Here is a 25020-nt window from a genome sequence, read left to right as displayed (position 1 = left end):
TACAAAGAGGTTTAGCAAAGCTCCCTCCCGGGAGCTTTTTGCTTTTGTGCCTTGTGTCAGCACTATGTCAACAAATGAGAGCGCGCAGGCTTCCCATAAGGCTTAACCTCCAAAAACCACCAACGAACTGTCCCGTATCTTCAGATCACAATCAAAATTCGCAACAAAAAGCATGTCCGCTTGAAGTAGAAGCGGAAAAAGTCGCTCTAATTAGAGTGATAACTTATTTTCTTCTCATCGCCTGACAGTCAAGCGGATACTTAAAAGGCCGACCTTGCGTTAAAGGAACTTGACGGCGCTACCTCGACCTAAACTCAAAGAAGCAAACAGATCAGGGAGTTTTAACTAGTTTCTCTCCATTTTTAAGAACCCCTCTTTTCTCAACCTAGAACTGCACGAACAGCCTTGCGTTGGCGCCGTGGTCTACGGCTTCGTCGGCAAGGAGGCCGTAGTAGTTTATGTTGAGTTGGATGTGATCACTGAGGTTGGACTGAAGGCCGGCTTCGATTAGGGCCACGTTGCGGGCAATTGGTACGCTGGCAACCGTGAACGGGTTACCGCTGTCGATGAAGCTTTGAGTGTAGTCCAGTGAATCGGCGGAAGAGTATTGCCAGGCTGCGAGGCCGACAAAGCTTGTCTCACCATACAGGAAGTTGGATAGATCAAACTCACCGCGTGTTCCCAGTGTCAGGAAAGTGAGGCCGTTGGACTGTCCGTCTGCTTTGAGAGCCGCCGCACCACCGGTTTCGTTGAAGCCAGGACCAGAGAGATAAGCGTAGGCGATACCAGCGAAGGGCTCCAGATTTCCGTAGGTGCTTTCCAGTGTGTAACCGAGTTCACCGAAAACCTGTACGGAGCCAGCAAACTGGTCAGCTGAAAGTGTTTCTTCCGGGAAAAGAGCAACATTACGGTCAGTTGCGATGTTGTACCATGTGCCGGCAACACCTCCGCGCAGTTTGACATTGTCAATCGGATTGGCGCTGGCGTACCCGCCGACGCTGTAGCTGTCGCTGTCCGAAGACGCATCAATTGAGCTGATGTCGATGGAGGTTCTGCCGAAGCCCGCAACCACACCGAGCTGCACCATGTTAAAGTAGGTCGCATCAACGCCAACTAGAACACCACCCACACTTCTGCCGGTGGTTCGGGCATTGCCGTCTGAGAAGAATTCCCCCCAGCTGCCATAGGCTTGCCCCCACATCTCAAAGTCGCCAACGGTTCGGGAAACCATGTCATCATCCATTTTTGATGCAAAAGCACTGTGTGCCTTATAGAGACGATCATTTACGGCCTGCCGCAGGAACCGGCTATCAGCAAGGAGGATAGCGCGGGTGGAGGCGTTGATTTCGCCGGCAAGTGGGTCGAGAAGAGCTTTAATTTGCGCGTTGTTCATCGGAGCTAGCTGTGTAAACAGGTCGCCGCTCTCATTGATAGTATCTAGTGCCTGCGCGACAGCATGTTCGTTGCGCGTATCTGCAAGAAAGTTGAAGTTGTTGGAGCTTCGGATGAACTGGATCGCCACATCATTTGCATCTCCTGGGATGCCATAGATAATGTTGACATCGAGCATGAACATGTCGTGGTTGACTGAACTGAATGTGCCAGTCGGAGGCTCTGTTCCCGGAGTGGAGAGATTGTCAATAATCACGAACTCATCGCCGATTTTGACGGGTGTTGGACCCATTACGTTAACAAGATTGAGCGCAATGCCATTCAGATCCACGCTTCCGCCCGCGAGGATCTGGATCTGATCTGTATTTACCGTTCCAGATACTGGATCTGAGCCGATCTCCATTTCCAGCGCGCCTCCAGCACCTGTTGCATCCAGGCTGCCGAGCGTGATGGTACCAAAGGAGGCGCCGGGAGCGATGATGCCGCCGTCAAGAGTAACACTCCCATCAGCAGTTCCGTGCCCACCAAGGCGAGCGTCTGTATCAACTGTAAAAGTTGACACAACAGATGCAGTGCTAAAGTCCGTTGCATCGCCAATCAGCAACGTTCCTTCCTGAACTGTCAGACCTGCCACAAATGAGTTACTAGAACTATTGAAGGCGAGAGATCCGACGCCAGTTTTGGTGAAGGTTCCCGTACTGATCACAGTGTTCGTAAACTGCAGAGCTCCACTGCGATCCAGCACTTCGACAGTAGCTCCAGCTGCTCCTACTGCGAGCGCGCCATAGCTGTCTGTTCCTACGCCACTATAGGCCAGCGTCGCCCCATTAAGAGTGGTGGTTCCTGTTCCCAAGTTCGCAACCTGTGAAACTTGCAATGTTCCCGAAGAAACAGTCGTCCCACCGCTATAGGTATTGGTGCCGGATAAGACAAGCGTACCTGCTCCGGTCTTGGTTAAACTGCCCGTGCCCGATAGATCCCTTGAAAGCGTCACAGCCGCTGCAGCATTGGCCACCTCCAATGTACTGGCACCTGTCCCCAAAGCTACGGTGGATAGAGTAGCGTCGATGCCCGCAGTATAGCTGAGTGATGTACCATTAAGCAGAGTAGTTCCAGTACCCAACTGGTTGGCAGCCGAGATCGACAGCCCGCCGCTATCGACGGTGATCACGCCAGAGTAACCGGAATTATTACCTGATAGGGTCAAAATACCAGATCCGGTCTTAGTCAGAGCACCAGAACCGGACAAGTCTCCGCTATAGGTTCCGTTTGTCGCTTGAGTAAGAGCCACAGTAGCCCCACTGTCAATCAACATATCTCCCTGAATGTTAGAGCTATCACCTTGCAGTGTTCCTGCTGAAACAGTTGTTCCACCACTGTAAGTGTTGGTCCCGGTAAGGATGAGAGTACCGGCTCCACTCTTGGTTAAGCTGCCCGTACCCGAAAGACCGCTCGAAACCGTAATACTCGCCGCACTATTGCTGATATCAAGCGTGTTGTCAGCACCACCTAAAACCAAATCAGAGAGCGTGATAGCGCCTGTTCCTGTATAATTGAGGGATCCACCGTTGAGTGTGGTTACTCCCGTTCCCAGGCGGTCCAGATCATCGACTTGAAGTACTCCACCTGTAATAAACGTTCCACCGCTGTAGGTGTTCGTTCCGGAGAGAACTAGCGTTCCGCTTCCATCTTTGGTTAGGCTTCCCGTCCCCGAAAGACTGCTGCTAACCTCAAGTACTCCCGAACTCTCAGTAACTTCCAAGGCGCCGCCTGCAGCACTCAAGACAAGATTGGAGTAAGTCGCACTCGCTGTTCCACTGTAGCTCAGCGTTCCACCATTAACAGTCGTCGTGCCCGTGCCCAAACTGCTGATATTATCAACCTGCACACTTCCGTCAGTTATGGTTATTCCGCCGCTAAAATCATTTGCGCCAGTTAAACGAAGAACGCCGGCTCCGTCCTTGGTAATACTTCCTGTTCCTGTCAGCCCGCTTGAGATTGTAAAAGTTGCAGAGCTCTCCGAGACCTCAATTGTTCCGGCACTACTGCCAATCGTTAGTGCAGAGTATGAGCCATTTGATGTGTCGGCATATACAAATCTCCCGCCATTAAGGACAGTAGAGCTATCATCGAGTTGATCGATATCTGTAACGCGAAGCGTGCCACCCGTGATCGTGTTGGTTCCTGAATAAGAGCTATTGTTCCCCGTCAGCGTGGTTGTGCCGTTCTCAATAAGAACATCACCATCCCCAAAAAGCCCGGCACCGAACGTATAATCTGTACTCGTGTGATTGAAGACGATCACATCCCGGCCAGCGGTCAGGCGCACTTGGCTGCCAATGAATGTGCCAGCTGCCGTTGCCACTTCACCAGTAGCGGCACCTATATTTAGTGTGCCACGAGCCCCGGCCTCTTGACCGAGTACCAACCTTCGATTTCCGCCAGTAATCTCGAGAACTCCACCTTCAGAAAGTGTGATCACCGCACTGGCAGAACGGCCTGCCACAACATTGTTTGCAGCCGTCCAATTCGAACCTGCGCCTGTAACAACAACAGAACCCGTACCGTTAAAGAGGCCAATTGTATTGCTCCCACGGGTATCAAGCGTCCCACCATCGGAAATTGTAACAACTGCATCTTCCTGGCGACCAATGATTATGTTTCCCGAAACAGTCCATATTGAATCTGAACCAGTGATTGTCACCGCTCCATTGCTGGTTGCAAACTCAGAAACAATGGAGCCCTGCGAGGTTACTGATCCACCATCAGAGATATTCAAGTTGCCACCCGCAGCCCCAGTCGCTCCAACAACAAGCTCATCAGAAATGTCCCAGGTAGACCCTGCTCCAGTCACATTTACCGTACCTAAGTTGTTCGATACGCCGAGCTGCCCCTCTGTACTTGTAACGCTAGCACTATTTTCAACATTTACGGTGCCAGTGCCAGCTATACCAACCCGCAAGCGATCACTGAGATCCCAAGTTGATCCTGCATCTCGAATGGTTACAACGCCCGTACCACTGCCACCATTGTTCTCGCCAACAGAGCTTTCACCAGTAATAAGCGCTCCGCCTTGCTCAACGATAAGATTGCCTGTTCCACCATTCCCAACAATCAAATCGGTATCAATGGTCCATGCAGACCCAGTTCCGGTAATAGTAGCTGTGCCTTGTGATCCAATCACCCCAACACGACCCTGTGTACTGGTAACTGTGGCACCGTCTTCAATATTGAAGATACCGGTCCCTCCGCGCCCGACGCGAATACCGCTACTTGCAGTCCAATTCGAATCACTGCCAGTCACTGTTACGGTTCCTGATGAGCCATTTGTGCCTAACGTACTTAAGCCACTGGTTAGCTCCCCACCTTGTTGAACTGTTAAAGTGCCAGCACCGTTATCACCAACGACGAGTGTGCCACCAACATTCCAGGTATCTCCATGTGTGGAACCGGGCCCGCCAACCGTCTGGTTTGGGCCCAAGGGATTATCATCATCAATCACGGCCTGCGCATAAACGTCAGGATGGAACCATACTAATAATCCTAGTACTAAAACTGACTGTCGAAAGCGCAAGAACACCATTTGCTGTCCATTCATTACGGTTCATCAGTCATCATCTTAGAAGAAAGCCAAATATATTCATCGCAAAATACGATTTTTATTAAATAAATTAACAATAAATTAATATTTATTAAGACTACCAAATAGTATGTAATAAAAAATCACAATAATATAAATGAGTTCACCTTACATATACTTGACGCGCAAGTTTTCATGCTTCAGCCGCTTTGATGGATATCTAAGCAGAATTGGTTATTGGAATAGTGTAGTGCCTAGCCCTGAAGTTGATAGGATATGCACGCTAACGCGAGTACTGGAAGCGTTCTCTCAATCTTAAGATTGCAAATAGCCCGCTATATCTATTAGGAACGCCAGTCTCACCTCAACTACTGATGCGATTAGTTGCCTCGTTTCTCATACACTTTGCTGCACGTGCAAAAAGCTCTCCCAAAATTTAAGCTATCTTGCAACTAGGGGCCATAAGCGGACACTGGTACTTTTCAGAGTATTAGATTGGTAGCGGCACATCGATCGGGAAATGTCACAAGGGAAGCCACAAACCTGACTGCGAAACAGTTTGTATAAACATCGATAGAAGCCTGCGGGCTTGCTCTTTTTCTAATTAGGGAGAAACCATGAAAGCCAGCATCTTCGCTCTTGAGTAGTGATGTATAGCTTAAAGCAAAGTGTCTTATAACTTTTTTGCGTTGTAGGCATGTTGGTCTTCAAATACCTAATCTCCGATGACATCAAAATGATAAGCGCAGAGTCCGGTTCTGTTATTGCTAAATTTAATAGGAGTAAGAAGAACAATAGCCTGAGCGATTAGCTTTGGCATGGGAGAAATGCCAGTTAGCAACTTGATGACACCCCCTTGTTGTCAGGAATCGAAGAAGTACCCAATGACTTCGCTTGCAGGAGTGTTCCTATCTATAGTTCTAAGGAGCCTCTACTTAATTACCCTGGCATTTCTCCCAAATTATTCCTTAGTTATTTTTAGACTGCCTTTTCACAGTGGAATACTGAGAACTGTTAGATCACAACATCTCAGCAGCATTGCGTTGATCGTAGTATTAATGTCAAAAATACACATAAAACTAAAATTACTTAGATTAATTAACGTATAATCTGCAATAATATAACATTAAAACCATTTATATTGCCACCACTTCGAGACTAATCTATATCCTTTCTGCACTTTTACTTAAGGGCGGCAATATTTATGTCCAGTTACTTAAATAGGCAATCCCTCCCTTAAGTTGAAAAGATCTTCAAAAAGCTGGAACGGCGTATTCTGCAGCGTGCTTGCAAGGCGTTGCCTACGTCATTTCACAGCTGATGTGTTTTCTTGAAAGGAATATCCTTTGCTACGAAATCTTTTGATTGCTTCAAGCTCTGCGCTCCTAGCCCAAACCCTGGTTGCGCTCCCTGTGCAAGCCGATTCCGCTCATCAAAACGAGGAAGAAACAAGTTGGGTAAACTGCGCTGATGAAGGCAAACACTGTTATCCCGACAGCGACGGTATCGTCACCATGCGGTACGGCGAGGGAGACAATTATACCTACATCCTCGCTCAGGGGTTGGACAGAAATTCCTGCAATAACTTCTGGGGTAACCCGTCGGACGGTCAGAATAAGAAATGCGCCTATACGACAGCAAACCTTCTGAAAGTTGCACCAGAGAGAAGCTATTTTGACGTCGCCAAACAAGGAGAAACGTTCAGTCTGCCGGATACAGGTAAGATGCACTGGATCCGATATAGCAGTGGCAACGTGTGGATGTATACGGTGATGTCCGGTGATAGAAAGCAAACCGTGGACTGCTCCAACGATTATTTCAACTATAACCCAAGCGACGGCACCACCAAGGTCTGCCAGTACAGTAAGGATGCATATTACACACTTTCGGACAATGAGACGCTGACAGAGTGTGCGACCGAAGGACAAAACTGCACTCCAAAAGTCGGTGATGTAGTTCTCATGCGTTATGGGACTGACAATCAATATGATTGGCGCTTTATGCATTCAGCAGACAATGTTTATGAGTGCAATAATGAGACGTTTGGGCCTAATCCGATCCACGAAACCAAGCGTTGTTATTGGATGGCTGTCGCACCATCTGCGACCAGCACATTCGGGCTCTGGTCAAAAGTCGAGTCTTGTCAGGGTCAAGGATGTACGATTTCGAAACAACTCTCTATCGGCACCTCGCGTACCAACACCTGGTCCACGACGGCAGAATGGACGTCCACAGTTACAGAAACAGTAGAAGAAAGTTTTGAAGTCCTCGGCGCTGGTGGCAAGGTGAGTGAACAGGTGTCGATGAGTTTTGCATTGTCAGAGAACTTCCAAACAGCACTGTCGCAATCTGTGACTGACACTTTTACCGCCACATGCAATCCAGACAAACATGCCACTAATCGCGTACTTTTCCAGTTTCAGACAAACACAACCGAAAGCTGTCTGGAGAATGGAAGTTGTTCAGGAGCCACTTACACGCAAGATTATGCCTGCATTTCTAACCCGCCAGCAGGCTATGGCGGTCCGCAATGCGTTCCGGGCTATTGCAGAGAAGATGACCCACTGTGCCTAGAGCCTTGTGCTGAGTGATAAGCACCTGAAAGGCGGCGTCTTTATCTTGCGCCGCCTCTCCAGTTAAATGCAGAGTTCGAACAGAGAATCAGCCTACAATCCTAAAGCTGACGTTCCATGCGTTGCTTTTCTTGTGACAATCCTTCACGCAGCTTCTCAATTAAGAACTCGGCTTGCGGTGTAAGAACCCGGCCCTGGATCCGATTAACGCAGACGTTGTAGTCCATGGACACATCTAGGGGCGAAACTTTGATGGCGGCGTCTTTAGGTGGATGAAAGGCTGTGATCATATCAAGGATACTCAAGCATTCTAATGAATCTACGAGTAATGGTAGTTGGCTGGGCGCTTCTGCGCTGATCCTGGTATCTGGAACTACACCCACATGCTCCAGGGTTCTTAAAATGAGCTTACCATACAAAGTTGAATCTGAAGGCAAAATGCTTGGATATTTGCCAAAATCAGAAACTGAAACTTTCTTCTGCGTTGCAAGTTCGTGGGTTGCTGGCATGACAGCCACCATCCGCAAGGTGGTCAAAACCTCACTTTCAATATCTGGATGAGGAAGCTTAGGAGTTCCTATCCCGAGGTCAATTTCCCCTCTGCGCAGTTTCCAAATCTGAGTATCGCGCCCTCCAACAGAAACAATCAGATTAATATCTGGCCATCGATCTCTCACGGCCCGGATAGCATCACTAAAGAGGCGCAGCTGTGCACCAGGCACAACAATCATCACCCTGAGAACTTGCTCACTACCGCGACGCAGAGATTGGACAGACTGGTCAATATGCTCCAGCTGATCAAACATACCTTTACATTCTTGATAGAGTGCATTTGCTTCTACGGTTGGTCGCAAGCGCCCCTTCTCGTTAACGAAGAGATCAAATCCCAGAGTGCGCTGAAAATTACTGATATGCTTGCTGACAGTGGGCTGCGCAAGTTTAAGCTCTGATGCCGCCTGAGTAAGACTTCCACTTTCATAGATGGCTCGAAAGATCTCAAGCCTTTGAATGGTCAATGTACTCAATTGCCCTCCTCGCCTCATAGCTAATAACTATAGGGCCTTCAATTTCTTTTTGTTGCGGTGGCCTAATGAGTTGCTTACTCACAGTCCGTAGTTTTACTAGAGCGCAAAATGGAAATGGAAAGAAGCGAATGTAATGAGCGATCTTAAGTAACAAGAGGCCAAAACTCGCGTTACATTTAATCTCCGTGTCTAAATCGAGCGTTCGATGATGTGCACTTCGGACTGAGAGATCTAAATTCTAACTTGATGAAAGTCAATAATGTCGAGATTAACTTTGATGCTGCAATGTAGTAATGGGTTAGAATTTAATATTATAGCCTAACGAGCGGCGCGTTTACGCAATGAGTATTGCAGATTAAATAACGCGCTTTAATATATTATTAGATGTGTACTTTGCTGTGTGGGCAATGAGTTTCACTGCTTCAATATCACATGTAAAACTCCGTTGTAATACTCACTCCCCTAACGGGTAGTAGTGCCGCGGCTTGTCAAATTGATGCACGGCCACTCCACACAACTAAAACGACATCCGGTGAACTGCTGCGCTTCAGATGGGCCTTCACGCAGATCATCAAGTGAACATCACAGATCTGTTTCACACGTGGCGACAAGATTAGAGAACTTAATTTATGGATACTCAGATGCTCTCTGGCATGAGATCGCGAGTTGTTGTTTCAACACTTGCGGTTATCGCCGTGATGCTCGCACTCCAAAGTGCTTTAAGCTTACTTAAGTTTCGAACTCTGGCTGTCGAGGCAACATCATCTCGGTTGCAAGTCACCGCCAGCGCTATTGATGTGGTTATCCGGCGCGCGGAAGCTGTCGGCCTTGGTATGCATGAAATATCCGACTTAGACGCGTTGATCGAACGCGAGCGCTTGCGCGATCCAAAGATACATCAAATTCTTCTCTTAGATCTTCAGGGCGCTACTCTGGCTCGTTCCGGGGGGCGCAATGTCTTGCTAGAGGACATGAATGAGGTTCTGCCCCGTGTTCTGACGAGTGATGATAAAACCATAACACATGAAAGTGGGGCGTACCTGTACGCAGGCCGCATTCTGCGCGATTCATCAAACTCCATTATGGGCGCTATTTTAATCTCAGAGCATACTGATGAGCTGTCGGTAAAAGTAAGAGACACATGGTCTCGTCTCACCTTTATGTATCTTGCCATTTTTGCAATCGTTGCAATTTCGATAAGCCTTTTCTCCTTGCTCCAATTACATGCTCGAAAGTCCTATTTCAGGAAGTCTGGCAAGGCTGATCTTGGAACCTTTGACCCGAAGAGTGCTGATGAGCTGCAAAAGCAGATATCGAAGGGCAAGAAAGTACAGGAAACAGCGCTACTAGACATATCGAACCTGTCTAACATGAGCGCAGTTATCAAACAGAGCGATCAGCTTGGGGAGCGTTGACGTGATGATGTTTTCAAGATTCTCAAGGCATTTTTTGCTTATCATGTCGGTTGCAATGTCGCTGGCAGCATTTCTAAGTGTTATTGTTACTCTGGCCGAGTTTAACTCTGGTCTAAACCCTTTCTTGCTCGCTAAGGCACGTAGCCTAAGCGAAACCGTAAAGCAAAATCTGGAGTATGCTCATGAGATTGGTATCCCGTTCTCTGAAATTAGAGGCGTGAACAAGTATCTCACTGATCTAACTGCAGAGCATAATGAGATAAGTAGCATTTCAATTGTTGCTGCTAACTCTTCCGAGCATTTGGGAGAAAGTAAAGCAGTTCACGCCGAGCTAATGAATAACGAGAGCAGTACTTTTTTGCTTGCTCAGCAAACACTCGACTCCCTGTCAAAACTAGGAACTTTCATTTTTGGCTCGGACAATGGGAAACAGACGGTATCGACGGATGTAGTTGTAAACGGCGCTACTGTTGTTCGAGTGCAAACAACTCTGGATGAGGACTACGTCAACAGCCAGCTCACCAGTATCTTTCTTGATACGTTTGTTCTTCTCTTAGCAGCATGTCTGATTGCCGTTGAAGTCGTAATTGTTTGCGTCAATTCAACCATAACAGTGCCACTTCGTCTTGTTGAGGCGGCCATAGTGAAGTGTGCTGGGGGGCATTTGGGCACATACCATGGGTCTGATCGAAAAGATTGGGCCGGTCGGTTCATTTCAGCGATGAATCGGCAAAATGCCAAAATTCGCAAAACACTTGAGCAGCTACAGCAGGCAAAAAACATAACACGCGAGGAGTTGCGCACTTTCGCTCAGAAATACAAGTTGTATCGTGTCGAAGAAGGCAACAAGGCATCTATTGCGGATGCACGCATACCACTTTTTGTATTTTGCTTAGCTGATGAGCTTCAAAAGTCGTTTCTGCCGTTTTTTTCCATGGAGTATTACGGTGAAAACGCTTGGTTCGAAAAAGACATCATGATGGGATTGCCGATTTCCGCCTTCATGCTCGTGGTCGCTATTACATCGCCGTTTTCAGGACAGCTTATTGAGCGCTTCAGCAACAAAACGCTTTATCTTGCAGGTTTAGTCCCGGCAATTGGTGGCTACATCTTCTGCATTTTGGCCCAGGACGCTAACGACATTGTTATTGCGCGTTCGATTACGGCAATCGGTTACGGGATTATTACAATCAGTTGCCAAAGCTACATCGCTGCTGTTGCAGAAGAAGGAAGCCGTGCAAAGGCAATGGCAACCTATGTTGGCGTCACCATGACAGCTACTATGTGTGGAACGGCGATTGGGGCAATTTTGGCTGATTGGGTTGGTTACAAGCCAGTTTTCGTTATCGCTATCAGTCTCATGATCCTTGCAGGAATTCTGGGTTGGCGAATGCTGCAAAACGAGTTACCAAGCCCTAAATCCGATGCGAGTTCAATAGTATCAAAAGCAAGCAAACCATTGATAACGCTCATAGGAAACACCCAGTTTGTGGCACTCCTAATGTTTTGCGCAATCCCAACCAAAATCGTCCTTACAGGGTTCCTTTATTTCTTTGTTCCAATCTATCTGGCCAGCCTGGACGCCAGTCAATCTGAGATTGGTCGGATTATGATGGCCTATTCCTTGATTATTATTCCAATTAGTCCGCTGGCCTCTCGTCTCTCTGATCAACTTGGGAAAAATTTATCGGTGATCACCTATGCAACAATTGCATCAGGTGTGGCTCTGATGGCGCTCTACCAAAACACGAACATCATCGCAGTGTTTATAGTGGTCGCGTTGGTAGGTCTCGCCCACGCCTTCATCAAAGCTCCTATTATGGTAGCGGTCATGGAAGCAGTCGAGAAGGACCAGCACATTAGCAGAACTGGCGCACTGAGTTACCTTCGTATGTTTGAGCGTGTCGGCAGCGCTGCTGGTCCGCTGATCGTGGCAGCACTCCTTGTAAAGCAAGACTATACCACCGTGGCCGCCCTTCTTGGCGCTGCGATTATTGGCTCGGGCCTCATAATGCTCTTGGTCTCACACTCCTCGAAACAGGAGGTACAAGCTCATGCCTAAAGTGATGCTCATCCTTGTTGCCCTTGTTTTGATGGCAGGAACGACAAGAGCTGAAGAGGACACCACGGAATCTTATCAGGTGCACATGGTTGTCTGGCGTGGCTGTGAAGAGGCTTGCAGAAGCTTTATTCATTTCTTCAACAGCAGAAAACTTCCTGTGAACGTGACTGTTACTGATGTGTCGAAAGACAAAAGCCTCTTGCCCGAAGTGAAGCAGCAGCTCATTGAAGAGCGACCTGATCTTGTTGTCACCTGGGGAACCACAGTCACGCGATCTCTCATTGGCACGATTGCCGATTACGGTACCAGCTCAGGTTTAGGTGACATTCCATCCCTTTTCATGATTGTTGCTGATCCGGTTCGAGCAGGCATTATAGTAGACCAGGAAACCTCCGGGCGGCCCTTGGTAACTGGCGTGCATAATCGCGTAAATGAGACAGTGCAGCTCAAGCACATTTTTGAGTACCACCCATAAAGCGCCTCGCCGTCATTAACGAGCCAAACGCGGTTAACTCTCGCCAGAACACTCAGAAATTGAAAGTTCTTTCAGATCAACTGGGTTTTGACGTCATTTCTCTTGAATACAATCTTGGCGCAGACGACCGGGCAGATCCAGCAGAAATACCGATCAAGATTGCTGAGGCTAAAGCCCTGGGCGCAGACGCGCTATATGTGGGGTCCAGCTCTTTTAACCTCGAAAATCGAGGGAGTTACACCGAAGCTGCAATATCTGAAAATCTCCCAGTTTTCAGCGCCTATGAGCAAATGGTTCGCGATGGACTGGCCCTTATGTCGGTTTCTAACAGCTACAAAAACGTGGGCAAACTGGCAGCAACTCAGGCCTACGAAATTCTATTCAAAGCACAGTCACCTGGGAAACTTTCAGTCAAGGCTCTCGAGCGTTTCTCAGTGCTCATAAACATGCAAGCCGCAAAGCAACTAAGCCTCTACCCTCCCTTATCAATCATCAGTATAGCAAAGATTGTTCGCTGATAACTCTGTTTGCTTAATGCCCCCTGGCGCTGACGGGCTGAAGGTTAAACACGATCCAAATGACCGGTACCGAGTGTCCCTGATCTGCTTCTCAGCCGTATTGCCAGCAGCCTTTGCAATTTGCAGGAGAACTCGCAGTTTCTTTCGGTTGTGAAGGCCCAGAAGCCTAAGTGCTTTCATCCCAAGAAATAATTGGAGAGCCTGTCAGAGATGGATTGAGCTGGATGAAATGAACGACAGCAAATAGCAAGAACGCATCTTTTCGTCTGATCTAATTGCCCACTGTTGCTCTCTACCACTTCAACCCGAATGACTGGCAGCGCTCGTTCTGCATGAGCGCATTGCCTATAAAAATGTCCTACCCAACCAGAAGCACTTCATAAGTGCGATTTTGTACTTTTTCGAGAAGCCATACCGAAAACTGACGAGTGTTCTTAAATAGGTCACCGATAAATTCTGCATCTTTTCACATCAAAGATTTAGAACCAAGAGTTCCAATAACCGTATAACTACGCCCCTACAAGAGTGTGTTTTGATCACTTCTTGGACCATCTGCAGTGCGGTGGATGCATGACCAAAGTAGTTGGCATTACACCAAGTCGAGCGCCCCATCTTGCAGCTACGTTATTGGCCTCAGTGCTTATGGTGTGGTCCGGTGTAACTAGCGCACTTAAACAGCCCTTGCAAGGCAGCGTATCGACCAACTGGTTTACAGATAAGTACTGGAGTACCAATATCTATCAAACCGGTGTCATAAACATGAGGCTCCCCAACCCGGCCACCGTAACAGATACAACCATCAACAGGTACGCTGAAGCTCTGGAACTTGTTGTTGGCGATTATGACCAAAGTACTCTGACTGTTTCCGATGGCGGTGCATTATCGAGTGGTGAAGCCAGCTTTATTGGCCAAAACAACGGTGCAACCTTGGACAATTTGGGCAGTCTAATTATCGGACACGACGGCGATGGCAATTTGACGATTTTAGAGGATGCGAAATCGAGCGTGTCCGCGGCGACGAAGCCGGGTCAACCTATCAGGTGAAGGTTGACGAAGCTCGCAATAGCGATCTGATCGTAACAACCAGCACGGCAACGATTAACGGCGCCACCTTGGCCGTTTCCGGCATGCTTGGCTCAGACTCCACTTATACGATCCTGATTGCGGCAAGTGGAGAGATCGGCACATTCAACAGTTTGACCAATCAGGCGGACAGACACAGCGTTCGTGATTAACACACTCTCTTACGATGCCAACGTCGTTTACCTGACCTCTATGCAGATGAAGGGCTTTTGTGGTCATTCAGTAACGATCAATCAATCAGCTGTCGCCTGCGACAGTCTTGAAAGTCGTGCCACGTCCAGCGATATGGCTCAGTCAATACTCGCGCTCGCCACAAAGGTAGAAACGAATACCGTTTTTGACGCTTTGCCCGCTCTAATCCATTCCTCTCTCCACGGGGCGCTGTTGACAACAGTCAAAACAACATTGCTACGCTGCAATCTGCAGTGGCATTTCCACCCTTACCGAAAACACTAAGGGCTTCTGGGCAGAAGACTACGGTTTATGGGGTAGGAACGAAACGACAGAAAACACGGCGGCGCTAGATAACACCGTAGGAGGGATTGTGTATGGTTTCGATTAAAGCGTAGGCGACAACTGACATCTCAGTGTGTTTGACAGTTACAGTCAAACAGAAGTCAAGCAGAGCAACTTACAATCGTCGGAATCAGCAGACATCCGGTCGCAGGGTCTGTACAGCATGATTGAAGCGCCATCGTCGGCCTTAAGTTTCGGAGGCACTCTACAACTGGCATTTGGTTCGAACGCGTGGTGAGCTTTACTGGCCTTTCCATTGTTTTATCAGCGGAATACAATGCGCGAAACTGGCAACTCTTTGCTAAGGCCTACCACAACATACAGCTTCACAAGCTAATGCTGGAGCCGCTTGCCAATGTGCCTTACAACAGTCTAGAGGCGAGTGGCTATAGTGAGAGCGGCAGCTCAGCTACCCTTACGGCGGCGTCAACTTCGCAAAGCACTACTTTCACGACGCTGGGAGTGCGATCCATGTTTCAGGTGCTGGATAAGCTCCATGCGCGACGCATGGTTGCGCCCATCACAAAAGATACCTTTGTCACCGAAGTGGCTCTGGACAGCGGGCTTTCCAATTTTACTTTTCATGAGGCGCCTTACAACGGCCAGTATCAGGACGGTGCCACTATAAACAGCTTCAATCTTAAATTCCACGCGATGTTCTAAGGATAATTAAGATCACTGGTAAACTGCTCTGGAGTTTAACTTGGGTATTGAAACTATACTCTACTTTGACTCATTCCTACTCTGAAAAACTATTGTTTCCGCTCAAGGATATCGGCAGTGCAGCTTAGGCTTTTAAGCGTCTTACTAAAGATTGCAGCTATTATACTCTATGAACCAAAATCCAGCTATGGTTGAGTTTCGCGATTACAGGATATACCTAGATCTAAGCCGAATGGCCGCAATTGGTCAGCTATTACATGCTAGGAATGCCTAGAGTTTTGGACCAACAGCAGACATTCCTGACGTTCTCGATGGAATAGTGAGCAGAAATAGCCAACATTCAACTCGACGAACTGTATATTTGATGTAGTACTACCTTTTAGAATACCAAGAACTGAAACCCCGAATTTTCTCACAAAGTCAGAGTCAGTTGCCAGAGTAGGTAAACAACCGAGTAAATAGCTACCAATTAGTTTTAAATTGGAGACAAAATACGTTATAGACTGCTTCCAGTTGAGATTGATATTAAGACCTGACACAAGTGAAACGGCGAATGCCCATAAAGCTCCCCGCATCTAAGACTGCTCTACGCACAGAGTAGTTTTGATTAACAAGAAGATAGAGTATCTTGCGATCAGCAGCAGAAGTTACACCAAGTACTTTAAACGCATTTTCTTACTCGTCTAAATCAAGTAACGAAATATTTGAGTAGATACAGATACCCACAGAAATTTAAAACTACAGTTGCTTCTAAAGTCTACTCAACCTACAATCACTACAACGAACTATCTACCGGTAGCTATGCAAAAAACTGCGTTCGTTTCCAACTCTTCTATCGTAATGTCTGGCAAAATGTTTTGTATTTTTCCTATGATGTCGGGAGTTAAGCGTTTTAGAACATTATCTGGTGAAGGTCGAAGTTCCCAAGTTTTGATTTTGAAAAATTCGTGTGTCAACTTTTGTAGCTCACCAATTCGCAGTTGATTAAGGTTGGTATGCAAATAATGGTCTGCGGGCAACTCTTCAACGATGTTAATGTGGTTCCAGTCACAAAACTTTAGGTGCTCAGGATTATTCGTGTCCAAGACAGAAGGGTTATGAGGTGCCATATGGTGCCCACTCCAACCATAAAAATTATGATGCAGATAAATGAGTTTTCCATTTTTCGACAATAGCTTTGAAATATCTGAAAATATATTTCTGATATCCGACAGATGCTCAGTAACATTGTGAAGGCAAATAACATCATATGTGTTCTTACCAAGAAGCTCGTGTGTTGATGTTTGGAGTAACTCAATACCTTCAATAGTACTTGCGATCTCTTGAGCTGATTTGGGGACTTCTACCCACTGCCTGATGCGCTTGTTGCGCATCTTTTTTTCACTAAGTGACATAGCAGGATCGATACCAGTGTAACTCTTCGCACCAGCACATAAATAGCCGAATGCGTACCCGCCAAAGCCACAACCAACATCCAATACGGTTTTACCTTTAATATAGCTTTGGATCTTTTTTGGCCAGGTACAATAACCAAGTTCAACGGCCTTCTCGACTAACTCTGGATCGAAATTTTTCAGCGCTCGTTTTACGTTGCTACTATTATGGAAAAAAGCAACTTTAGCCTGCAACTCTTGGTTATCCCAATCAATAGTAAGATCAATTTTTTTCAATCTTTGCGCTGCTTTCACTCTAGAGAGCTTCGATGATTGAACTGCACTAATGATATTCAGAGCATCGCGAGCTTCCTCTTGTCCTCGCAGATAACTCACTTGCTGAAGTACTTTCAGAGCGCGTTGATGTTTTGGATTTGTGTTTAACGCAATTTTTAGCTCATTCTCTGCTCGCTCGATGTCACCTTTGGCAATGTGAAGCAAGGCAGCGATTGTTCGCATGCCGGGATGCTGCGGGTGCCTAGAAAGAAAAGTCAGACAATATCTATCACAGTTATCGAGAATACCTTTTTTCGACTCGACCTGGCAAAGAAAGAAAGCAGCCGGATGATATGGAGTAGCATCTGCAATCGGACGCAGGAACTCCCTTGCTTTATCGATGTCACCATCAAGAGCTGCTTTTTTACCTAACTCGAAATTATCTAAGCTTGCAGTCACTTTGACAGTCATCGGCATCCTCAATTAAGGTGTTATAGCTTCCATCTATAGATGTATCAAAAATCATAATAGCATAAATCGACAGTTGCTAAGGTCTCGAATCGACATTAATAAATCAACCATCATACATAGATCGTAACATGCACAATTATTAATTTTAAGTACATGAAATACATATCTATTTAATCGGGTAAACCTCTTGGGAGTCTTGATAAGTGAGGGTATTTATTTTGGGAGGTGATGGGTTTTGCGGTTGGCCTACCGCCCTTCATCTAAGTAAACTTGGGCATGATGTTGTAATCATTGATAACTTATCACGTAGACGAATTGATTTGGAGCTAGGCATTGAGTCGTTAACGCCAATCTGTACGATCGATGATCGGATTAATGCTTGGTTTGAGGTTACTGGGCACGTTATTCGTTTCATTGAACTAGATGTTGCTCGTCACTTTGATGAGCTTACAAGCCTATTGGTAGAAGAGAAACCCGATAGTATCGTACATTTCGCAGAGCAACGTGCAGCTCCTTACTCGATGAAGAATAGCCGCACGAAAAACTATACAACCTTTAACAATATCTGCGGTACCCATAATGTTTTAAATGCAATAGTTGAAGTGCAACAAAATATTCACTTGGTACACTTAGGCACTATGGGTGTTTATGGCTATGGCCACGAAGAACCTGTTCCGATACCAGAAGGATATCTGGATGTTCAAATCAGAACATCTGATGACCGTCAAATAACAGACTCAATTGTCTACCCACCTAATCCTGGCTCTGTGTACCATATGACCAAAACTATGGATGCTCAGATGTTCCAATACTATGCGAAGAATGACAATCTCCGCATAACTGACCTGCACCAAGGCATTGTTTGGGGCACACAAACGCGGGATACAAGTTTAGACGAGCGGCTGGTCAATCGCTTCGATTATGATGGAGACTATGGAACGGTTCTTAACCGCTTTTTGATGCAAGCTGCTGTTGGCTTACCACTCACAGTTCATGGAACTGGCGGACAAACAAGAGCGTTTATTCATATCACTGATACATGTAAATGTATTGAATATGCACTCATGAATCCTCCTTCCGCGGGAGCCCGGCCTACAATTTTAAATCAAATGGCTGAGGCTCGCACTCTTTCTGATTTGGCGAAAGATATTCAGCTAATAACTGGATGTGAAATAGATAACTTGCCAAATCCCCGAAATGAGGCAGAAGAGAATGACCTTGTGGTCAGGAATGACCAATTGCGTTCGTTTGGCTGGAAGCCTACCCTCATGGAAGATAGCCTGTTTTTGGAAGTCACTGAGATCACTCAGCGTTATCGCAATAGGGCTGATCACTCCAAAATCCAATGCATTTCTTATTGGACCAAGCATACACAAGAACAACAAACCATCAATCAGCTTTAAAGAGATTTCGAGTGATGTTCGAACGTATCCTGATAACTGGCTGTTGTGGCTTTATTGGCTCGAACCTAATCAGAACATTAGCTTCCAAAATGATATCGTACGAGATAGTGGTTTTAGATAGTGAAGTTACTGGGAAAGCCAGTTCTCTTGACGGCGTACCCCATCATTTTATCCGTGGGGACATTAGAGATTATCGTACTGTAGAGGACGCTATGAGTGGTGTTGACGCGGTGATACATTTGGCTGCTGATACACGTGTGATGGATTCCATTAAAAACCCAACCTACAATTTTGACGTGAATGTAATAGGAACAGTGAATGTTTTAGAAGCTATGCGCAAACATGGCATAAAACGCCTTGTTAATGCTTCTACAGGAGGTGCAATTGTTGGAGATGCGCTTCAAGCAGTTCATGAAAGCATGCCTGCTAATCCAGCTTCCCCTTATGGTGCTTCTAAAGCTGCTGCAGAAGCATATTGTTCAGCTTATTCAAAAAGTTACGAAATGGATATCACGTCCCTGCGGTTTTCGAACGTCTATGGACCTCGTTCTGCTCATAAGGGAAGTGTTATAGCAACATTTATCAAATCTATTCTGAGCGACGAACAGTGTCATGTTTATGGCGACGGTAGTCAAACCAGAGACTATATCTTCGTCCAAGATCTCTGCTTTGGTATCTTTCAGGCGCTAAAGTCTGAGAAAAAAGGGACTTTCCAGCTCGGCAGCGGCAAGCCAACGTCCGTTAATCAGATCATCCAGATACTAAAAGGGGTTACTGGCCGGAATGAAACTTTAGAAGTTGCATACAGTGACTTTAGAGTGGGCGAAGTACTGCATAATTTCGCGGATATTACAAAAGCCAAAAGAGATCTAGGCTTTCAACCACAGACAAGCCTGACCACAGGCATTAGAGAAACATGGGACTATTTTCAAAAGAACTCCAAAGTCTTGCTAAGCAACAAAGAGTACGGAGTATCCAGTTATGCAGGTTGATGCATTTGCAGTAGAGGATTTTCCTAACCTAGCAAAGTACGCAGGCTACACATCTACAAGCAAACTTCGTGTGTGTATTGCCACGGAAGAGATTCTTGGACCAGTCCGAAACGGTGGTATCGCTTCGACATACTACCATTTGGCCAAAGGGCTGGCAGCACGTGGCCATGAAGTGCACGTTCTCTATCTCAAAGGTGCAAGGGTCGAAAACGAAACGCCTCAACATTGGATTAAGCATTTTGCTGAGTTTGGTGTGACTCTTCATTATTTGCATCACACATCAAAGACTATAATTGGCCCCTCTCATAATTGGCAGGGCCGCTATGACGCAGCATACAATTGGCTCAAAACGCAAAAGAAATTTGATGTGATTCATACATCAGAATGGAGGGGTGGCCTGATCTATGCGTTGATGGCCAAAAAGCTGGGTCTTGCATTCCAAGAAACACTTTTCATCGTTAAAACCTCCTCACCTCACCTGTGGAACCGCCACTATCAAATGCAACCCATTGCTAAACGAGATCTGTTGCCAGCGAGTTTTGCTGAGCAAAAGTGTGTAGAACTCGGCGATATTGTAATTGGTGGCAGCGCACATTTATTATGCTTCATGAGGCATGTTGGTTACCGACTGCCTTCAGCCACATATGTGCAACCAAACATTCTAGATTTTTCGGAAGTAAATGTTATCGACCGACGGTCCCCACGACGGGCTGGTGAGAAGGTTCACACTCAAGAACTGACGTTTTTCGGTCGGTTGGAAATGCGAAAAGGCATTGAGTTATTTTGCACGGCTCTTGATCTCTTAGAACGAGAAGGCATTTCACCCAAGGCCGTAAACTTTCTTGGTAAATACGGTGAGGCACTCCCAAACCAAAATAATGAGAAAGTAGCTGACTTCATTAGGCGAAAAGCAAAAAATTGGAGTTTTGAAGTCAACTGTGTAACAAATCTCAATCAGCCAGAGGCACTATCATTTCTTTGCTCTCGAGATATGATTGCTGTTATGCCATCGCTCATCGAAAACTCTACAATGGCTGTTTATGAAACGCTTGAGCACAATGTTCCTTTTATTGCGACAAATGTTGGTGGAACATCTGAACTTATTGACTCACAAGACCATTCCAGTTGCTTGATTGAACCAACTGCATTTCAGCTTGCGGAACGTTTGAAACATGCTCTCAAAGATGGCCATCAAATTCCGCGTGCTAGCTTTAGTAATCAAGAGAACTTGAAAACTTGGTACGGTTTTCATGCTTACCTTGCAGAAACATTTGATAAAAAATCTGTAAATGACTCCATAGCAAAACTGATAGATCCCTCACTGTTCAATGCTGAGCACCGACAAAAATCCATAATTGGGAACTTAGAAGTAATCGTTCTGTTGCGCGAAAATGAAAGCGCAATGGCATTCGTTACAAGCCTGTTAGCTGACCCTCCTGATACAGTAAGTGTTTTGATTACTGATCCAGCACTTGAAGACGCGGGTTTTGAAGTCGTCGAGTATTTGCAGAATAAAGGCATAAGTTCCAAATTATGTAGGTTCATCGGCTTTCCGGCTGGTGAAGCGTTCAATCACACGATGGATGCGTCTGAAGCTGATGCTTGTATTTTGTGTGACGGTACAGCTGTTCACTTTGCCTCAGACTTTTGTGCCGATATACGCGTTGCAATCCAGCGCCAACAAAACACACTCTTTTCTAGCTTTGTGGAACTGCCAGACAACAAAATTATTATGCCGATCGGAAGCGATGTTGTATCCGAGGTGGTGTTTGGAAACTCAGTTGGTGCAAGTGTAGTCTGTGTTCCCAAGAATCTTATCGAGCAGTTAGGCGGGCTGCAGCCATATGACCTTCGCTTTGGGCTTTTACAAGAGTTTGTACTGCGAGCAAGCAAAGAACACGGCATTGACCTTTTAGTTATTCCAGAATGTCGATTAACAAGTCCATTTGAATTAGAAAACATAATTCAAAATAACGCACATGCTTCATACTTGCGCTCTATGCCCTTGATAGAAAACGACAACATCGCATATCGCAAGTTAGCTCTTTTACCTCACACCGGTAGTGGAAGCCTCAAGTTCCAATCCAAGTTATACCGGGATAAAAAACGAAGAGACGATGAGCCGATTTGGCTCGTACATGCAGATAGATCTCGCAAGCTAGGAAATAGATGGTCCAAAGTTGCACTTGGATTGGATGAAAGTGAATCCAGAATACTCTGTGTAGCGATAGGCCCTGGGGAACGTTTTCTATCGGTAAATGGAACAGAACAACAAATGTCACTCCTCAGCCAGGCCGGTGAAGCAACTTTGCATTTCTTCGATATCCCAAAGGATTGGCCAGAGGGCGAGCGGTACAATATTAAGTTTCATTTAGTAAATAAAGATAGAACACGTACTCAGTTTATTCGAGTTATCAAGTTATCTACGAACGTTTTTGCAGCGGTCTCAGGCGGTGTAATATTAGACCGAGATGCCGCCGAAAGCATGTTCAGCCGGCATGATGCTCTTTTTAAGATTCCGGGCATTGCTGCAAAGAAATTACAATCAAGCCTAGATATCGAAGAGCATAAAGTAACTGAGCCAGCAGCAAACCTGGATGTGGCAACTGCGCGTTTTCAAGAAAGGCGGAGGCCATTTCTCTCAGTTGGTCGCGTTTTATCTATGCTTAGACTTAAGAGAAAATTTCTTCGCTTACTCCGTGGTTATTCAGGGTCTCCAATTAAAGCATCTATACCGCCAAAGGAGCTTTTGGCCTTGAACCCAACCCATGTTGAAGGCTGGGCATGGGATAGAAGAGATACTTCAAAAAAAATATCAGTTGTTTTGGAAGTCAACGGAGTTGTCTTGGCTGAAGCTAAAGCAGATCGTTATGCTGAGAGATTTGGTAGTAGAAACAAAAAGCTGGCTCAGCATGGCTTTATGTTGTTGGTTCCCAAAGAAGCAAGAGATGAAAGTGCCGAAGTCACAGTAAAAGTTAAAGAGGATGGCAGCATAGTTCGTAATGGTAAGCTAAAGTATCTTTCGGAAATGTTGGTTGCACAATGAGGAAGCCGCTTGGATGGTCGAGCTACAGCAGGACATAAATGCGACTGCCCCATTGGCCAATAAACGCATTTGCATTATAACTGCTGATATCTTCGGGCCAATTAAAAATGGTGGTATTGGCACCGCATATTTCCATTTGGCTGTGTTTTTAAAACGTATTGGGCACCACGTAACTATTTGCTTTGTGAATGGTCACGCTAAGAACCAGCAAAAAATGCGGGCTGCGCGCGATTTCTTTTCTGAGCATGACATTGAGTTTTCCGCTGTAGCTCCTCAGATTCTTGCAAAAACTGAGATGGCCCAGACTATGGCGCCTCCGTATGCTGCCTATGAATGGTTGCGAGAGCACGAAAACCATTTTGATATGGTGCATGTTTCAGAATGGCGTGGCTTGGGTTATGTAGCGTTACTGGCTAAGAAACTTGGTATTGCATTCCTCAACATACATTTCGTTGTCAAAGGCTCGTCTCCAACACTTTGGGCTGCGGAGGGAAACTCGCAGTTTCTGGAAGAATACCGTCAACTTGGTTGGGTTTTCATGGAACGAGAGAGCGTGGAAATGGCTGACACTCTCATCTGCGGCAGTCAACATCTTCTGAACTGGATGCATCGGAACTTTTATAAACTTCCTGCAAGAAGTTTTTACTGGCCCAACGTGTTTCTGGAAGATCTCAACAGCGTGACTAGAAAACAATACTCTCATGTGGGTGAATGGGTATTTTTTGGTCGATTAGAACCTCGCAAAGGCATTTTACTATTTGTCAATGCTCTCAATGCTCTGGCTGCAAAAGGTATTTCAATTCCGCCGATCACTTTCCTTGGTGGTTATTCTCATCGGTTTGATGCTAAAAAATTCATTCAGCAAAACAGCAAGAATTGGCAAACCAAAATCACATTCAAAACGGACTATAATGCTCTTCAAGCCGTCGAGTACTTAAGTGCCGAAGGGCGTTTAGCAGTAATTCCGTCTTTGCTGGAAAATTCTCCATTGGCTGTTTACGAATGCTTAGCTGCGCGAGTTCCCTTTATTGCCGCAAATACTGGCGGGACACATGAACTAATCGAGGAAGTCTCGCACGATGAAGTCCTGTTTGAACCGCACCATCTATCGTTAGCAGACCGACTTGAACGTTATACAGAACGCCTTCCTACTCCCGCAGTGAAACATAACAGGTTAAAGAGATCGCTGGCTGTCTGGAGAGGCTGGCACCAGCAAAGTCGTTCAACAACAAAGACAGCCACAGCAAGGAAAGAGCCCCGCCCGCAAGTTAGCATCTGTATCACTCATTTTGAGAGACCCCATTTTCTAACACAAGCTTTGGAGAGCATTGAGCGTCAAACCTATCAAAACGTGGAGGTGATAATCGTTGATGATGGTAGTCGTTCGCAGCTTGCAGGTGCAACACTTAAGGCCCTTGCCCAAAGATACAAAGATAGGTCGTGGAGCATCCTTTATCAGGAGAATCGATACGTAGGGGCAGCCCGGAATAAGGCTGCTCAAGTTGCAAAAGGAGAGTATCTTTTATTCTTCGATGACGACAATATCATGATGCCCAAAATGGTAGAAAAGCTAGTGTTTGCAGCAACTTTCGCAGATCTTGATTGCATAACTTGCAGCTCGCTACGTTTTAGCGGTGAAGGGGAACCTCATTCCGCCAATAGTATCTTGGGAACACAAATACGTTTTGTAGGTCCAGCTAAGGCATGGGCGACGAAGGTGAATGTCGTTGGAGACGCGACATGTCTTGTTAAGAAGACCGTTTTCTCAGCTTCAGGAGGGTACTCTGAAGGATATCGAGTAGGAAAAGATGACATCGAGTTTTACAATCGACTAATACTAGATAACCGGAAAGTATCTTACTACCCTGATCCATTGTATTATTACAGAAAAAGTTCAGACAGTATGAAGTTAAAAAATCAGAGTAAAGAGGAAGCTGATTTTAAGCAGGTATTACCGTTTTTGGACAATATGGATGTTGAAGATAAAAGCCTCTTTTTACTGCGATCTGATGCGTCGCAGCACATAGGTAATAAAGAAAATACGACAAGGTTGTCTTATAGGCCAGGGAAAATAAGTTCGGCACTACGAAAAGCACGTAATTTTGTTAGGGTGAAAATTTGAGACCTAGTAAACACTTTAGTAGCTCCACCCAATCA

The 25020-nt window shown here is 46.0% G+C and carries 15 protein-coding genes; 12 read left to right on the top strand and 3 right to left on the bottom strand.

Going from position 1 to position 25020, the window contains the following annotated elements; translation table 11 throughout:
* Nucleotides 1–385: 385 nt before the first annotated feature.
* Nucleotides 386–4894 carry an autotransporter domain-containing protein gene (locus JCM12308_RS25495; RefSeq protein WP_054785529.1) on the bottom strand — a complete coding sequence of 1503 codons (4509 nt, stop codon included), beginning with the start codon at nucleotides 4892–4894 and terminating at the stop codon, nucleotides 386–388.
* A 1424-nt stretch (nucleotides 4895–6318) separates the two neighbouring features.
* Here JCM12308_RS25495 and JCM12308_RS25490 point away from each other — a divergent pair.
* Nucleotides 6319–7563, top strand: a complete 1245-nt coding sequence (locus tag JCM12308_RS25490; RefSeq protein ID WP_128647505.1) for a hypothetical protein — start codon at nucleotides 6319–6321, stop codon at nucleotides 7561–7563.
* A gap of 83 nt (nucleotides 7564–7646) precedes the next feature.
* On the opposite strand, the gene JCM12308_RS25485 is transcribed toward JCM12308_RS25490, so the two are convergent.
* Nucleotides 7647–8570, bottom strand: a complete 924-nt coding sequence (locus JCM12308_RS25485; RefSeq protein ID WP_158309184.1) for a LysR family transcriptional regulator — start codon at nucleotides 8568–8570, stop codon at nucleotides 7647–7649.
* Between the two features lie 629 nt (nucleotides 8571–9199).
* Between JCM12308_RS25485 and JCM12308_RS25480 the strand changes: the two genes are divergently transcribed.
* The 7 genes from JCM12308_RS25480 (at nucleotide 9200) to JCM12308_RS25455 (ending at nucleotide 15302) form a co-directional block, all read left to right on the top strand.
* A complete protein-coding gene (locus JCM12308_RS25480; RefSeq protein WP_054785527.1) occupies nucleotides 9200–9985 on the top strand; it encodes a hypothetical protein in 786 nt (261 codons plus the stop codon).
* A 4-nt stretch (nucleotides 9986–9989) separates the two neighbouring features.
* Entirely contained in the window at nucleotides 9990–12047 is a 2058-nt protein-coding gene (locus JCM12308_RS25475; RefSeq protein WP_244272028.1) for an MFS transporter, read from the top strand.
* The gene (locus JCM12308_RS32620; protein ID WP_128647504.1) at nucleotides 12040–12522 is read left to right on the top strand and encodes an ABC transporter substrate binding protein; all 483 of its coding nucleotides are present in this window, start codon (nucleotides 12040–12042) and stop codon (nucleotides 12520–12522) included. Before JCM12308_RS25475 ends, JCM12308_RS32620 begins: the two co-directional genes overlap by 8 nt.
* Nucleotides 12519–13040 (top strand): ABC transporter substrate binding protein, encoded by a 522-nt coding sequence (locus JCM12308_RS32615; protein ID WP_128647503.1) that lies wholly within the window; start codon nucleotides 12519–12521, stop codon nucleotides 13038–13040. The genes JCM12308_RS32620 and JCM12308_RS32615 overlap by 4 nt, the downstream gene beginning before the upstream one ends.
* Nucleotides 13041–13610: 570 nt before the next feature.
* Nucleotides 13611–14084, top strand: coding sequence for a hypothetical protein (locus JCM12308_RS25465; protein WP_128647502.1), 474 nt, complete (start codon nucleotides 13611–13613; stop codon nucleotides 14082–14084).
* A complete protein-coding gene (locus tag JCM12308_RS25460) occupies nucleotides 14081–14275 on the top strand; it encodes a hypothetical protein (RefSeq protein ID WP_054785525.1) in 195 nt (64 codons plus the stop codon). Before JCM12308_RS25465 ends, JCM12308_RS25460 begins: the two co-directional genes overlap by 4 nt.
* Before the next feature lie 598 nt (nucleotides 14276–14873).
* On the top strand, nucleotides 14874–15302 hold the full coding sequence (locus tag JCM12308_RS25455; protein ID WP_164845367.1) for an autotransporter domain-containing protein: 429 nt from the start codon (nucleotides 14874–14876) through the stop codon (nucleotides 15300–15302).
* Nucleotides 15303–16087: 785 nt separating this feature from the next.
* On the opposite strand, the gene JCM12308_RS25450 is transcribed toward JCM12308_RS25455, so the two are convergent.
* Nucleotides 16088–17422: a class I SAM-dependent methyltransferase gene (locus JCM12308_RS25450; protein WP_054785523.1), complete on the bottom strand. Its 1335-nt coding sequence runs from the start codon at nucleotides 17420–17422 to the stop codon at nucleotides 16088–16090.
* 203 nt (nucleotides 17423–17625) lie between these two features.
* Between JCM12308_RS25450 and JCM12308_RS25445 the strand changes: the two genes are divergently transcribed.
* The 4 genes from JCM12308_RS25445 to JCM12308_RS25430 are packed head-to-tail and all read left to right on the top strand — an operon-like array spanning nucleotide 17626 to nucleotide 24985.
* Complete coding sequence (locus JCM12308_RS25445) at nucleotides 17626–18825, top strand: NAD-dependent epimerase/dehydratase family protein (RefSeq protein WP_054785522.1); 1200 nt, start codon at nucleotides 17626–17628, stop codon at nucleotides 18823–18825.
* A gap of 14 nt (nucleotides 18826–18839) precedes the next feature.
* Entirely contained in the window at nucleotides 18840–19817 is a 978-nt protein-coding gene (locus JCM12308_RS25440) for an SDR family NAD(P)-dependent oxidoreductase (RefSeq protein ID WP_054785521.1), read from the top strand.
* Nucleotides 19807–22863, top strand: coding sequence for a glycosyltransferase family 4 protein (locus JCM12308_RS25435; RefSeq protein ID WP_054785520.1), 3057 nt, complete (start codon nucleotides 19807–19809; stop codon nucleotides 22861–22863). Before JCM12308_RS25440 ends, JCM12308_RS25435 begins: the two co-directional genes overlap by 11 nt.
* Before the next feature lie 13 nt (nucleotides 22864–22876).
* Nucleotides 22877–24985: a glycosyltransferase gene (locus JCM12308_RS25430; RefSeq protein WP_054785519.1), complete on the top strand. Its 2109-nt coding sequence runs from the start codon at nucleotides 22877–22879 to the stop codon at nucleotides 24983–24985.
* Nucleotides 24986–25020: the final 35 nt, after the last annotated feature.

Origin of the sequence: Pseudovibrio denitrificans JCM 12308 (assembly GCF_001310815.1) — a bacterium.
In the GTDB taxonomy this organism is placed as follows: domain Bacteria; phylum Pseudomonadota; class Alphaproteobacteria; order Rhizobiales; family Stappiaceae; genus Pseudovibrio; species Pseudovibrio denitrificans.
This window is presented reverse-complemented; position numbering and strand designations above follow the sequence as displayed.

Excerpts from the sequence above, each read along its gene's own strand:
- JCM12308_RS25450 (WP_054785523.1), bottom strand. The coding sequence starts at position 17,422 with ATGACTGTCAAAGTGACTGCAAGCTTAGATAATTTCGAGTTAGGTAAA.
- JCM12308_RS32620 (WP_128647504.1), top strand. The coding sequence starts at position 12,040 with ATGCCTAAAGTGATGCTCATCCTTGTTGCCCTTGTTTTGATGGCAGGA.
- JCM12308_RS25435 (WP_054785520.1), top strand. The coding sequence starts at position 19,807 with ATGCAGGTTGATGCATTTGCAGTAGAGGATTTTCCTAACCTAGCAAAG.
- JCM12308_RS25430 (WP_054785519.1), top strand. The coding sequence starts at position 22,877 with ATGGTCGAGCTACAGCAGGACATAAATGCGACTGCCCCATTGGCCAAT.
- JCM12308_RS25440 (WP_054785521.1), top strand. The coding sequence starts at position 18,840 with ATGTTCGAACGTATCCTGATAACTGGCTGTTGTGGCTTTATTGGCTCG.
- JCM12308_RS25480 (WP_054785527.1), top strand. The coding sequence starts at position 9,200 with ATGGATACTCAGATGCTCTCTGGCATGAGATCGCGAGTTGTTGTTTCA.
- JCM12308_RS25475 (WP_244272028.1), top strand. The coding sequence starts at position 9,990 with ATGATGTTTTCAAGATTCTCAAGGCATTTTTTGCTTATCATGTCGGTT.
- JCM12308_RS25465 (WP_128647502.1), top strand. The coding sequence starts at position 13,611 with ATGACCAAAGTAGTTGGCATTACACCAAGTCGAGCGCCCCATCTTGCA.